Source organism: Streptomyces sp. NPDC048484, from assembly GCF_040651415.1.
In the GTDB taxonomy this organism is placed as follows: Bacteria; Actinomycetota; Actinomycetes; order Streptomycetales; family Streptomycetaceae; genus Streptomyces.
On record NZ_JBEZJY010000019.1, the window covers coordinates 168,544 to 181,368 of the forward strand.

Annotated in this window: 11 protein-coding genes; 5 read left to right on the forward strand and 6 right to left on the reverse strand. The window is 71.6% G+C overall.

The genetic code is table 11. From position 1 onward, the window contains the following. Positions 1–116 precede the first annotated feature (116 nt). Genes AB0D14_RS20890 through AB0D14_RS20905 form a run of 4 tightly spaced genes read right to left on the reverse strand, consistent with a single transcriptional unit; the run spans position 117 to position 4,233 of the window. Positions 117–1,367 (reverse strand): cytochrome P450, encoded by a 1,251-nt coding sequence (locus tag AB0D14_RS20890; RefSeq protein ID WP_362781108.1) that lies wholly within the window; start codon positions 1,365–1,367, stop codon positions 117–119. Positions 1,368–1,427: 60 nt separating this feature from the next. Then, entirely contained in the window at positions 1,428–1,784 is a 357-nt protein-coding gene (locus tag AB0D14_RS20895) for a DUF742 domain-containing protein (protein WP_362781111.1), read from the reverse strand. After that, positions 1,781–2,209 (reverse strand): roadblock/LC7 domain-containing protein, encoded by a 429-nt coding sequence (locus AB0D14_RS20900; RefSeq protein ID WP_362781114.1) that lies wholly within the window; start codon positions 2,207–2,209, stop codon positions 1,781–1,783. The genes AB0D14_RS20895 and AB0D14_RS20900 overlap by 4 nt, the downstream gene beginning before the upstream one ends. Next, positions 2,206–4,233 (reverse strand): ATP-binding protein, encoded by a 2,028-nt coding sequence (locus AB0D14_RS20905; protein WP_362781117.1) that lies wholly within the window; start codon positions 4,231–4,233, stop codon positions 2,206–2,208. The genes AB0D14_RS20900 and AB0D14_RS20905 overlap by 4 nt, the downstream gene beginning before the upstream one ends. A 318-nt stretch (positions 4,234–4,551) precedes the next feature. Between AB0D14_RS20905 and AB0D14_RS20910 the strand changes: the two genes are divergently transcribed. The 3 genes from AB0D14_RS20910 to AB0D14_RS20920 all read left to right on the forward strand — a co-directional run bounded on the left by AB0D14_RS20910 (position 4,552) and on the right by AB0D14_RS20920 (position 9,190). After that, positions 4,552–7,587 carry an FAD-binding and (Fe-S)-binding domain-containing protein gene (locus AB0D14_RS20910; RefSeq protein ID WP_362781120.1) on the forward strand — a complete coding sequence of 1,012 codons (3,036 nt, stop codon included), beginning with the start codon at positions 4,552–4,554 and terminating at the stop codon, positions 7,585–7,587. 219 nt (positions 7,588–7,806) lie between these two features. Next, complete coding sequence (locus AB0D14_RS20915) at positions 7,807–8,859, forward strand: EamA family transporter (RefSeq protein WP_362781147.1); 1,053 nt, start codon at positions 7,807–7,809, stop codon at positions 8,857–8,859. Continuing rightward, the gene (locus AB0D14_RS20920) at positions 8,828–9,190 is read left to right on the forward strand and encodes a DUF6247 family protein (RefSeq protein WP_362781123.1); all 363 of its coding nucleotides are present in this window, start codon (positions 8,828–8,830) and stop codon (positions 9,188–9,190) included. Before AB0D14_RS20915 ends, AB0D14_RS20920 begins: the two co-directional genes overlap by 32 nt. Positions 9,191–9,229: 39 nt before the next feature. On the opposite strand, the gene AB0D14_RS20925 is transcribed toward AB0D14_RS20920, so the two are convergent. After that, positions 9,230–9,847: an ATP-binding protein gene (locus AB0D14_RS20925; protein WP_362781125.1), complete on the reverse strand. Its 618-nt coding sequence runs from the start codon at positions 9,845–9,847 to the stop codon at positions 9,230–9,232. A gap of 458 nt (positions 9,848–10,305) precedes the next feature. Between AB0D14_RS20925 and AB0D14_RS20930 the strand changes: the two genes are divergently transcribed. After that, the gene (locus AB0D14_RS20930) at positions 10,306–11,127 is read left to right on the forward strand and encodes a DUF5753 domain-containing protein (protein ID WP_362781127.1); all 822 of its coding nucleotides are present in this window, start codon (positions 10,306–10,308) and stop codon (positions 11,125–11,127) included. Continuing rightward, complete coding sequence (locus AB0D14_RS20935) at positions 11,124–11,327, forward strand: DUF397 domain-containing protein (RefSeq protein ID WP_362781129.1); 204 nt, start codon at positions 11,124–11,126, stop codon at positions 11,325–11,327. The genes AB0D14_RS20930 and AB0D14_RS20935 overlap by 4 nt, the downstream gene beginning before the upstream one ends. Before the next feature lie 89 nt (positions 11,328–11,416). Here the strand turns inward: AB0D14_RS20935 and AB0D14_RS20940 are convergent, their stop codons facing one another. Next, positions 11,417–12,778 (reverse strand): IS256 family transposase, encoded by a 1,362-nt coding sequence (locus tag AB0D14_RS20940; RefSeq protein WP_362781131.1) that lies wholly within the window; start codon positions 12,776–12,778, stop codon positions 11,417–11,419. Positions 12,779–12,825 lie beyond the last annotated feature (47 nt).

The following is a 12,825-nucleotide window of genomic DNA, read 5'->3' on the forward strand; positions in this document are numbered from 1 at the left end:
CCGTCGGATGAGACGGACCTGTCATCGTTGGGGGCTGCCGCCCCGGGCCCCGGCCGTTACTTCGTCTGCGGCCCCGGTGGGGGCTGGTCGCGCAGTTCCCCGCGTCCCTGAAGGGGCTAACCCCGCGGCGCGGTCGGGGTGAAACGGACCGGCAGGCTGGTCAGGCTGCCCAGCCAGGGGGACGGGCGGCGCGTCAGGGTGGCGGCGGGTACCGCCAGGTCGAGGTCGGGGAGGCGGTCCAGGACCACCTCGACGGCCGTGCGCGCGACGACCTCGGCGATCTCCTGCGCCGGGAACGGGCACCGGTGCTCGCCATGGCCGAAGGAGAAGTGCGCGCCGTTGCCGCCGGGGAGGGCCGTGCCGTGGGTGCGGACCTGCGGGTCGTGGTTCGCGGCCTGGATGCCTAGGAGGAGCAGATCCCCGGCGCGGACGGCGCGACCGCCGAGCCGGGTGTCGCGGGACGCCCAGCGGCCGGCCACGTTCTGGGTGGGGGTGTCCTCCCACAGGACCTCGTTCATGGCCTCGGCGACACTGCGCCGGCCGCCGAAGAGAGAGGCCGCGAAACGGTCGTCCGTCAGCATCAGCCGCAGCGAGTTGCCGATCCAGCCGGCGGTCGGCTGGTGGCCCGCGGCCAGCATGACGATGAGGTCCTGGGCGATCTCCTCGTGCGTGAGGGCCGGACCCCCCGCCGTGCGCCCCGCCGAACGTCCCGCCGTACGCCCCGAGGCGAGCATGCGGCTGACCACGTCGTCCGCGGGCCGCGCAGCCCGGTCCGCCACCAGCCGTGCCATGGAGGCGGCCACGTGCAGCTGCCCCGCGAGGGCGTCCTCCTGCCCGTCGACCATGTCGTTCAGGGCGGCGACGAGCCCCGGCCCCTGCTCGTCGGCGAATCCGTAGAGAGTGGCGAGGACACGTACGGGGAGCAGGGCCGCGTAGCGCGCGACGAGATCCGTCTCCCCCTCGGCGCACACCGCGTCGATCAGCTCGTCGGCGAAGCGTTCCGCGTGCGTACGCAGCTCGAAGGGGTCGACGGCCTCCAGGGCGCCGCCGATCACCGCCACGCGCGCGCGATGGCGTTCGCCGACGGTGTGCAGGACGGAGGAGTTCCCGCGGCCGATCATCGGCAGCATCGGCCAGTCGTCGGGGACCCGGTCCCACTGGCTCCAGAGGCCCGAGTCGCGGCTGAACAGCACGGAATCACCGGTGACCTGGTGCAGCTCGCGGTAGCCGAGTACGAGCCACGCCGGGATGTCCGCGTCGAGCAGCACCGGAGCCACCGCGCCGTACTCGCGCCGCAACTCCCGGTACAGCGCGACGGGTTCGGACCGGAACCGGGGCCCGCCGAGGTGTACGGGTTCGGGGTTCACCGGGCCGCCTCCGGGGCGGACGTGCCGGCGGAAGTGTCAGGGGATTTATCACCTGACGCGTCAGAGATTTCGGAGACCAACTAGTACCTGCTCCAGGAGGTGGGAATCGGGACGGCCGCCGAGCTCGGCCCTGCGGGGGTGGCGGGCGCTGACGCGGCCCTCGGCGAGCAGGTCGGAGAGCAAGATCCTCGTGATGGTGACCGGCAGCCGCAGCTCGGCGGCGACCTCCGCGAGGGCGGTGGGCCGCTCGGTGAGACGCAGGATCGCCGCGTGCTCCGACTGCATGCCCGGCACCGGATCGCACTCGGCGACGACCAGCGTCAACAGGTCGAACGGCGTTCCGGGTGCGGACCGGGTGCGCCCCTGGGTGAGGGTGTAGAGCCGGTCGGGCCTGTCGTCCCTGCCCGGCCTCCTCATGGCGTACGTGGCGGCGCGCTCAGGTGTTCGCCGAGTTGCTCAACGAGTTCGCCCATGTTGTGTCCGACGAGCCCCGCGTCCGCCTCCTCGGCCGTGACCACGGCCAGGTGCGCGCCCTGGCCGGCCTCGACGATGAACAGGATCCCGCCGTAGAACTCGGTCATCGCCGACCGCACACCCCCGGTGCCGTCCCCGAACTGCAGGGAGGCGCCGTGGGACAGCGACTGGATCCCGGCGGCGATGGCGGCGAGCTGGTCGGCCTGGTCGGCGGAGAGCTCCGGCGTACGGCACAGTTTCAGGCCGTCCCGGGAGAGTACGAGCGCGTGCCGGGCACCCGGAGTGCGCGCCAGCAGACCCTGGACGAGCCAGGCGAGCTTGTCGTCGGCGGTCGAGGTGACACCGGTGGTGCCGATGGAGACGGTCATGACGTGGGGTCGCCTTCCGGGTGGGGAGTGGCACGGCTCGTACGGGCCTGCACGGGCTCGTCCGCCGGAGGGCGGCGCACGGCCTGGCGGAAGCTGTTGAAACGGGAGGCGCGGTTCATCATGTCGTCGGGGGTGGGGCGGGAGGCCTCCTGGGAGGTGGCGGGTGCCCGGGTCCGGGCTGCCTGGGCTTCCGCCGCGGCCTCTGCCTCGGCGAGGTTGCGACCGCGGTGGCGCCTGGGGAGCATGTCGGTGCCGAAGTCACTACCGACGTCACTACCAACATCACTACCGACGTCCCTGCCGGTGTCGATATCGGCGCCGGTATCGACACCGGTGTCGGCGCCGGTGCGGTCGGTGGTGGTGGGGAGCATGTCGGCGAGATCAGTGGCGGGCCACGGCCGGGGGCGGAAGCCGTGGGCGGGAACCGGCTCCGGGTCCAGGTCGGACATGGCATGGGAGGCGGCGTACGACCCGTGCGAGCCGGACCAGCGGCCGTCCGACGGGCCGGACCAGGGGAATTCCTCCGGGTCGGGGTCGGACCAGGGGTCCTTCTGCGGGTCGGACCAGGGTCCGGGGCGCGGGCCGGGGAAGGGCGACGCGGACTCCCGTACCGCCGCGTCCGGGGCGGGAGCCGCGGCCATGTCCGGGGTCGAGGTCGGCCTCGTGCCCGGGGTCGAGTTCAGGGTGGGGCCCGGGGTCGGATACGGGTTCTGGGCCGAGGGGCGGAACCCGGGCCGGGGCTGGGTCTGGGCCTGACCGTGGTCCCTGCCCTGGTCCCTGCCCTGGTCCCTGCCTCGGCCCCAGCCCTGGGCCCGGCCAGGGTTCTGGGCCGGGGCGGAGGTCTGCGCCGGGTTCGCGAGGATGTCCTGCGGGATGAGGAGCAGGACGCCCGTGCCGCCGCGTGCCGAGGGGCGGAAGGAGATCGTCAGGCCGTACTTGCGGGCCAACCGCCCGACGACCGTGAGGCCGAGCCGGGTGCCGGCGAGGCCGCCGAGCTCCGTCTCCGCGCCGGAGACGGCCCGTTCGGCGCGCCACAGCTGCGCCTCGCCCATCACCAGGCCGCTGTCCTCCACGGAGACGATGACCCCGGCCGGCACCTCCTCCACGTAGACGTGCACTTCGGCCGTCGGAGGTGAGAAGTTCGCGGCGTTGTCGAGGAGTTCGGCGAGCGCGTGCATCACGCCCTCGGCGGCGTGCCCGGCGACCGCCGCCTCACTCGCCGAGTGGACACGTACTCGCTGGTAGGCGCCGATACGGCCCATCGCGCCGCGCAGAATCGACTCCATGACGATGGGCCGTGCCCAGCGGCGGCCCGAGCGCGCGCCCGCGAGGACGGCGACGGAGTCGGCGAGACGGCCCGCCTGCGCGGTGCGGTGGTCGAGGTGGAGGAGGTCGGCGAGTACGTCCTCGTCGGAGTGCCGCTCCTCCATGGCGCGCAGGTCGGCCAGCATGCTCGTGGAGAGGGCCTGGAGGCGGCCGGCCGTGTTGGCCGCTGCCGCGATCGCGGTGGCGCGGTCGGTTCGCGCCTTCCGTAACTCGCCGCTCACGCGCGCGTTCTCGGCGCTGAGCCGGCTGCGCTCCCGGTCGAGTTCGGCGGCCAGTCGGACCTTCTGGTGGGCGTTCTGCTCGGCGAGTCGCGCGCGGTCCCGGGTGAACTCGTCGGTGAGCCGGGCGTGTTCCCGGGCGGATTCCTCTGTGAGCGCGGCCTTCTCCTGAAGTAATCGGCCGGCGTCCCGGGAGACCGTTTCGAGGCGGCGGCGGAGTAATCGGGACGTTTGCGAGGCGTGGGCGGCCATGGCCACGGCCACGCACAGCAGAAGGGCCGCCGCGCCCAGACCCCAGCCGAGCGGCACGCGCGCCTGGGCGGGAGCCAGGCCGACCGCGGCTCCGACGGCGAACGCGGCCGACGCGGCCGTGAGGACCGGAGCGACCGCGACGGCACGCAGACGGGGGCGTGCGCCGCCTGGTTGTGCGAGGCTCGGCCGATCTTTTGTGGTTCGCGCTTGCGGAGTGGGCGCGGTCATGAATCGTGTCCTCGGTCGTGTCCTGGGCGGGATGCGACACATGGTGCTCAACTGGCGGTCACTATATGGGACTTCGTGATCGGAACAGATAGGTTCCGGCGCACTCTCGCAATTCGTCCACAAACCGGAAAGTAGCCGCCCCGGCGCGTAATAGGGCGCACGAAACGGGGCGCGCGGAGTCACCGGTCGTCCCATACCAGTCCCGTCACTCGTCCCATGCCAGTCCCGGACCAGTCCCATACCAGTTCCGGACCCGTCCCGTACTCGCCGGAGGGGACTCTTCCGGTCGCCGCCGTGCGGAGATGCATGCTTGGAGGCATGACGGAAACGGATCTCGGGGAGCTGCGGGCGGCGCTGGACAAGGCCGTGCGCGGAGAGGTCGCCTTCGACGCGACCGCACGGGCGCTGAACACCATGGACGCGTCCAACTACCGGCGCGTACCGCTGGGCGTGGTCGCCCCGAGAGACGCCGACGACGTGGCGGCGGCACTGTCCGTGTGCTCCGGGCTCGGTGTGCCGGTCGTGGCGCGCGGCGGCGGTACGTCGATCGCGGGACAGGCAACCGGCACAGGAGTCGTCCTCGACTTCACCCGGCACATGAACCGGATCGTGTCGCTCGACGCAGGGACGCGCACCGCAGTGGTCCAGCCGGGAGTCGTCCTGGACCGCCTCCAGGAGGCGGCCGCTCCGTACGGGCTGCGCTTCGGGCCCGACCCCTCGACGCACGGCCGGTGCACGCTCGGCGGGATGATCGGCAACAACTCCTGCGGATCGCACTCGGTGGCCTGGGGCACGACGGCGGACAGCGTGCGCGAACTGTCGGTGATCACCGCGCGCGGAGACCGGGTCCGGCCGGGCCCCGGCTGGTCGGGCGCCCCCGACGGCCTGCGGACCCTGGTGGAGAGCGAGTTGAGCCTCCTGCGCACCGGCTTTCCCGACCTGCCGCGCCGTATCTCCGGCTACGCAGTGGACGCGCTGCTGCCCGAGCACGGCGCGGACGTGGCGCGCTTCTTCTGCGGCTCCGAGGGCACGCTCGGCATCCTCACGGAGGCGGTCGTCACGCTGGTCGAGGCTCCCCGCGCGCGTGCGCTCGCCGTCCTCGCGTACGCCGACGAGAGCGCGGCGGCGGAAGCGGCCGCCGGACTGCTGCCGCACGGGCCGCTGACGGTGGAAGGGATGGCGGCGGACCTCGTACCGCCGGACGCGGGACTGCCGCGGGGAGGCGCCTGGCTGTTCGTGGAGACGGGCGGCGACACGGAGGCGGAGGCACGCGCGCGTGCGGAGGGAATCGTCCGCGTGGCGGACGTGCTGGGCTCCCTGGTCGTCACCGACCCCGCCGGCCAGCGCGCCCTGTGGCGCATCCGCGAGGACGCCAGCGGCACGGCGACCCGGATGCCGGACGGCACCGAGGCCTGGCCCGGCTGGGAGGACTGCGCGGTGCCACCGGCCCGGCTCGGCGCGTACCTCCGGGACTTCAGGGGCCTGTTGACGTCCCACGGGCTGCGCGGCGCGCCGTACGGCCACTTCGGGGACGGCTGCATCCACGTACGCATCGACTTCGACCTGTTGACGCCGGCGGGCGTGGGCCGCTTCCGGCGCTTCTCGGAGGAGCTGGCGGAGCTGGTCGTCTCGCACGGCGGCTCGCTGTCGGGGGAGCACGGGGACGGACAGGCACGGGCGGAGCTGCTGCCGAAGATGTACGGCCCCCGGGTGGTCGGGCTCTTCGAGCGGGTGAAGGACCTCTGGGACCCGGACGGTCTGCTCAACCCCGGTATGCTGGTCAGGCCGCACCGGCTGGACGAGAACCTGCGGTTCGCGGTCCTCCCGCGCGAGCCGGTGGACGTCGTGTTCGGCTACCCGGCGGACGGCGGGGACTTCTCGGCGGCGGTGCGCCGGTGCGTAGGAGTGGCCAAGTGCCGTACCCCCGCACCGGTGGCCACCGGCTCCTCCGGCTCCGCTGGTTCCTCCGGTACCGCTGGTTCCTCGGTGATGTGCCCGTCCTTCCGGGTCACCGGTGAGGAGGAGCACTCCACGCGGGGGCGCGCGCGACTGCTGCACGAGATGCTGGCCGGCGAGGTGATCACGGACGGCTGGCGCTCGACGGAGGTCCGCGACGCGCTGGACCTCTGCCTGTCCTGCAAGGGCTGCCGCACGGACTGCCCGGTCGGCGTCGACATGGCCACGTACAAGGCGGAATTCCTGCACCACCACTACGAGGGCCGCAGGCGGCCGGCGGCGCACTACGCGATGGGGTGGCTGCCGGTGTGGCTGCGGCTGGTGGACCGCACCCGTACGGCGTGGCTGGTCAATGCCCTGGCCTCCGTACGGCCGTTGGCGGCCCTCGCCAAGCGGCTGGGCGGGATCGCGCCCGAGCGGGAGATCCCGCGGGTGGCAGGGGAGACCTTCAGCCGGTGGTGGCGCCGTGGGGCCGGGGCGCGGGCGGGCGCGCGGGCCCGGGCGGGGGCCGAGTCCGTTGAGGACCCGGGCGCCGCGAGCCTGCCCAAGGCGGTCGTCCTGTGGCCGGACACCTTCACGGAGTACCTCTCGCCGTCCGTCGGCAAGGCGGCCGTACGGGTCCTGGAGGCGGCGGGGCTGAACGTGATGCCGCTCCCGGCGGTGCCCGGGCCGCCCGAGCGGGGGCCAGCCTCCCAGGAGCGGGCCCAGCAGGTGAAGGACGCGCCCCGCGGCCGGGTCTGCTGCGGACTGACCTATGTGTCGACGGGGCAGCTCGACCGCGCCCGTACGGTGCTGCGCCGCACCCTGGACCTGTTGGACCCGCTCATCGCCCCCGACCCGGCCCTCGCCCCCGCTCCCGACCCGGCCCGCGACCCAGCCCTCGCCCCCGCCCTCGCTCCGGAACTCCCGCCCGTCGTCGTCCTCGAACCGAGCTGTGCGGCCGCCCTCCGTACGGACCTGCCGGAGCTGCTGCCCGACGATCCGCGCGCGGCGCGTCTGGCGGCGGCGGTGCTGACGTTCGCGGAGGTGTTGGAGCGTCACGCCCCGCACTGGACGCCTCCTCGCCTCGACCGCCCGGTCGTGGGCCAGACCCACTGCCACCAGCACGCCGTGCTGGGAGACGCGGCGGACCGCCGCCTGCGCGAGGCGGCGGGCCTGACTGGCTCCCTGTCGGGCGGCTGCTGCGGCCTGGCGGGAAACTTCGGCTTCGAGAAGGGCCACTTCGAGGTGTCGACGGCATGCGCCGAGGAGCAGTTGCTCCCGGCGGTCCGGGCTGCGGGGGAGGACGCGGTGATCCTGGCGGACGGCTTCTCGTGCCGTACTCAGCTGCAGCAGACCGCGAGGATGAAGGGTCACCACTTGGCAGAGGTCCTGGCAGAGGGCCTGTCCGACTCCTGATACGTCCCCTGGGCCTGCCTGGGCCGCCCGTAAGCTCCAAAATGGGTTCACAACCCTGACGTAGTCTATTACTCTGCACTGGTAAGTCCATCCTGATGCACGAAAGCGTGCCTGACCCGAAACTTCCTGGACGGCCCCGTGAACTTCCCCAGCGCTGACGACCGGTCCCCGACGGTCGCCGACCCCGCGGCCGCCGTCGCCGTCCCCGGAGCGGCCTCCGTGCCGGGCAACGCGTCCGAGCCCGCCACCGCGCCCACCCCCGGTGGGCTGCGCGCCCTCGGCCCCGTGGCCCTCGTGCTCGCCGGAGGCATCTCCGTCCAGTTCGGCGGCGCGCTCGCCGTGAGCCTCATGCCGCGTGCCGGAGCGCTCGGTGTGGTGACGCTCCGGCTGGCGGTCGCCGCGATCGTGCTGATGGTGATCTGCCGGCCCAGGCTGCGCGGGCACTCGCGCGCCGACTGGGGCACCGTCGTGGTCTTCGGCATGACGATGGCCGCGATGAACGGCCTCTTCTACCAGTCGGTCGCCCGCATCCCGCTCGGCCCCGCGGTCACGCTGGAAGTGCTCGGCCCCCTGATCCTCTCGGTCCTGGCCTCCCGCCGAGCCGTCAACCTCGTCTGGGCCGGCCTCGCCCTCTGTGGTGTTTTCCTGCTGGGCGGCGGAGGTTTCAGCAGTCTCGATCCGGTCGGCGTCGCCTTCGCCCTGTCGGCCGGCTCCATGTGGGCCGCGTACATCGTCTTCAGCGCACGTACGGGCCGTCGCTTCCCGCAGGCCGACGGCCTGGCGCTGGCGATGGCGGTCGCGGCCGTGCTGTTCCTGCCCCTGGGGCTCATCGAGTCCGGCGACAAGCTCCTGAACCCGACCACGATCGCCCTGGGCTCCGCCGTGGCGATCCTCTCCTCCGTCCTCCCGTACACGCTGGAACTCCTCGCCCTGCGCCGTATGCCTGCCGCCGCCTTCGCGGTCCTGATGAGCCTGGAACCGGCTGTCGCCTCGATCGCCGGCTTCCTGGTGCTGAGCCAGACGCTGTCGGTCACCGAGGGCCTTGCGATCGCCCTGGTCATCGCGGCGAGCATGGGGGCGGTACGGACGCAGGTGGGGAGGGGGAGAGCGAAGGGGCTGAAGCATCCGGATACACCTCGTCGCGCATCCGCCAGATGCAAGAGGGCCGGACGCGAGAGGTCCAGGAGTGAGAGGCCAAGGGCAGAGCAACTGGTACCGACACGGCGAAGGGAACGGCAGCATGAGCGCGCGGCACGCCGCAACAGCAGGTGACGGGCCGCTCATCCCGCGCCCGGAGCGAACCCCCGCGGCCCTCCGCGCGGCCTGTGCCGTCGTCGCCCCCCAGCTCTTGGTCGCCTACGACCAAGCCGAGGACCAGGCACTCGCGGAGGCCGTGGAGCACGGCTCCATCAGGCCAGTTCACTCCTACCTCAACCACTGGGCCGCCCTGATCGAGATCGAGCGGCATCCGGAGAGGGCGAAGGTCTACCACCGAGCCGAATGCCTCGCCCACATCGCGACCGTCCCTGACGAGGCCCGCACACACCTGACCACGGCCGGCGGCATCTACCGTGACGTGGCCGAGGCGGTGCGCACCGCGTGACGTGGTGAAGGTCCTCGCCGCCCCATGCCGGTACCGCCGTCACGCGCCGATCGCGACAAGGCGGCCGAGCTTGCGTTCCAACAGGCGCTCAAGCCGGGTCAGTAGCGCGGCATCGGGACGGACCTTCGGCTCCCCGCCCGCCTTGCGCACCCGAGTAGGCAACCGCTCGGGCTCCTCCCGCGACGCGGCCACCGGCGGCGGCTCCACCTGCGCTTCCGCGACCCTCACCGGCGGTAGCGCGAGGGGCAGCACCGCGTAGACGACCTTGCCTCCCGAGGGGTGGCGCTCCGTGTCCCAGCGCTCGCACAGCAGCGTCACCAGCGGCAGGCCCCGGCCGTCCTCGGCGTCCGTCTCGGGCGTTCGCATCCGGGGCAGCGTCCGGCTGGTGTCCCAGACCTCGACCATCAGCGTCCGGCTGGACACACGTAGCCGCGCCGCGACCAGCGGCAGCGTCTCGCGTTCGCGATAGCTCAGCTCGGCCTTCGTGGTCCCGGTGGCCGCCACGGCGTTGGTCAACAGCTCGGAGGCGATCAGTGTCACGGCCTCACTCATGTGCTCAAGTCCCCAGTCCCTGAGCGCGTTCGCCGCGAACTGCCGCCCGCGCGGCACCGCCCTGGGCTCGGCCGCATGCCGGAACCAGTACGTCATACCGTCCATGGCACGCTCACCTCCCGGCACCTCGAACAGGCCGGGAGTCTGCGGCGGCCGGTGCCGGGCAGCAGACGATCAAGGACATACGTCACGAGGGTCAAGGGTCGGTCCTCCCGGTCGATCAGGGCCACGCCCCGAAGGTGCGCCGCCCGCCTGCTACGGCAAGCACACGGCGGAACTGCAGAAACCCACGGACACCGCCCCGCAAGCCCCCGGCCCCGGCAGGGCGCGGTCAACTCACGGCTACGGGCCCGTCACGGTGGGTTGCCGTTCCGGGACTCAGCATGACCCTCCCGCGCTCGCTTATGCAAGCCGTTCATGTGAACGACTTCCATTTGAGGTTCCAGCTTGGCGAGGCGCCTTCCCATGGACCAGACTCGGCCCTGACCGCTCATGCAGGGAGAAGGGATGTGAGCGTGACCGCAAGGCAGCCGAACTGGCGCCTCCGCCGCTTCGCAGCCGAGATGGAACGGCTGCGCGGCGCCCTGGAGAAGGAGGAGGTGAAGGCACAGACTCGCATCAGCCCGACCACGCTGTGGCGCATCGAGACGGCCGTGCTCCGCCCCAGGGAGAGCACGGTGATCGCCCTGCTCAACCTCTACCGGGCTGACGATGAGACGCGCCATCACGTCCTGGGCCTGTGGGAGGAGGCAAAGGACGACGGTGCGCCGCAACCCTTCGCGCCCGATCTGCGGGACGAGTACAACGCTTACATCGGCATCGAGGCCCAAGCGCGGACGGTCTGCAACTACCAGTCAGCCTTCGTGCCCGGCCTGCTGCAAACCGAGGAATACACCCGCGCGGTCATCCACGGCGTGTGGCCGGAGGCCACCACCAGCGACGCCGAACAGCACGTCAAGGCCCGCATGGAACGCCAAGGGCTGCTCATCAAGGATGACCCGCTGCACCTCACCGCCGTCATCGACGAGGCCGCCCTGCGCCGCCACGTCGGCGGGCCGCAGGTGATGGCCGAACAGATGCGACAGCTACGAGCCACGGCCGGTCAGCCGCACATCACACTGCAAGTCATCCCCAACACAAGCGGCGCGCACCCCGGCATGCCCGGCGCATTCGCGCTGCTGACCTTCCCCGGCGCACGCGATCCCGAAGTCGTATACATCGAGAGCGCCGCCAGTGACCTCTTCCTCGACAAGCAACCCGACGTAGACCGCTTCACCGGCACCTTCAAGACCCTGTGCAAGATCGCACTCAGCCCTGCCGACTCGCTTGCCCTGATCGCCACCATCGAGCACGAGCTGACGCGCGACAAGGAGACACCCGCATGACCACGCCCGACCTCACCCACGTCACCTGGACCAAGTCCAGCTACAGCGGGGCGCAGGGAGAATGCCTGGAAATAGCCGTCACCCCGGGCATGGTCCACGCCCGCGACAGCAAGAACCCCCACGGCCCCGCCCTGCACTTCACCCGCGACGACTGGGCCGACTTCATCAACGGCGTCAACCTCCGCGAGTTCCGCGTCTGACCCGACCCCCGCCAACACCCCGCGGGTCTATCAGGAATTAGGTGTGGTTCGTCTGTTTGGCCTACAGGTTCTTCGGTGGGCTGATCGGCTCACACTCGTCCGGCGGTAAGGCGGCCGTCGAAGAGGACGTCGAATTCGTTGAGGGCGGACTTCCAGCGGTTGTTCCAGCGCTGGCGTCCGCGACCGGTGGGGTCGAGAGCGAGGGTGGCGAGGTAGAGCCGCTTGAGGGCGGCCTGCTCGTTGGGGAAGTGCCCGCACGCCTGGGCCGCACGCCGGTAGCGGGCGTTGAGGGACTCGATCGCGTTGGTGGTGTAGACGACCTGACGGATTGCGTCGGGCAGGCCGAGGAAGGGAACGAACTCGCTCCAGGCCCGCTCCCAGGTCCCGGCGATCGACGGGTAGCGTTTGCCCCACTTGTCGTCGAAGTCGGTCAGCCGCTGGCGGGCCTGGTCCTCGTTGACGGCCGTGTAGACGGGCTTGAGATCACGGGCGAGTTCGGCCCAGTCCCGGCGCGAGGCATAGCGCAGGCTCGCGCGGATGAGGTGAACGACGCAGGTCTGCACGACAGTTCGCGGCCAGACGGTGCTGACTGCGTCGGGCAGCGCGCTCAGCCCGTCGCAGACCAGCATCAGCACGTCGCGGACGCCCCTGTTCTTGATCTCGGTCAGGACGGTCTGCCAGTACTTCGCGCCCTCGCCCCCGTCGCCGGCCCACAGTCCGAGGATTTCCCGGTAGCCGTCCACGGTGACCGCGATGGCCACGTAGATCGGCCTGTTCGCCACGTGCCCGTCGCGAACCTTGACGTGCACGGCGTCGATGAAGACGACCGGGTAGACCGCGTCCAGCGGACGGGTGCGCCATTCCGCCATCGACTCCAGGGCCTTGTCCGTGATGGTGGAGATGGTCTCCTTCGTCGTCGACATGCCGTACGTCTGCGCGAGGTGCGAGACGATCTCCCCTGAGGTCAGGCCCTTCGCGGTCAGCGAGATCACCAGATCGTCCAACGCACCCGTCCGGCGCGCGTACCTGGGCAGCATCCGGGGCTGGAAAGTGCCCAGCCGATCACGTGGGACCTGCACCGTGACGGTGCCAACCTCCGTCATCACCTTCTTGCTCCGGTAACCGTTGCGCGTGTTGCCGCCCGACCGCGAGCCCCGTCCGCCGACCCGGCCGGCCTCGGCGGCCAGGTGCTCATCCATCTCGGCCTCCAGAGCGGCCTGCATCAGGTGCTGGGCCAGCTCGGGCAGCAGACCGCCCTCGCCCATCAGCCGCAGCCCGTCTCCGCGGACCTTCTCGGCCGCGAGCGCGGCCAGCTCCTCCAGCAGCTCACTGGACAGACCGTTCTGCGACACCGGCATCAACTTCACGTCGGCACCCTCAGCGCTCTCGCCGACCTCGGCAAGCGACACGCTGTCCACGGACTCGATCAGGTGATCAGTCGTCGTACTCATCAGGTGACTCCTTCGAGGAGATCCACACCTGATTCATGACACTCCCC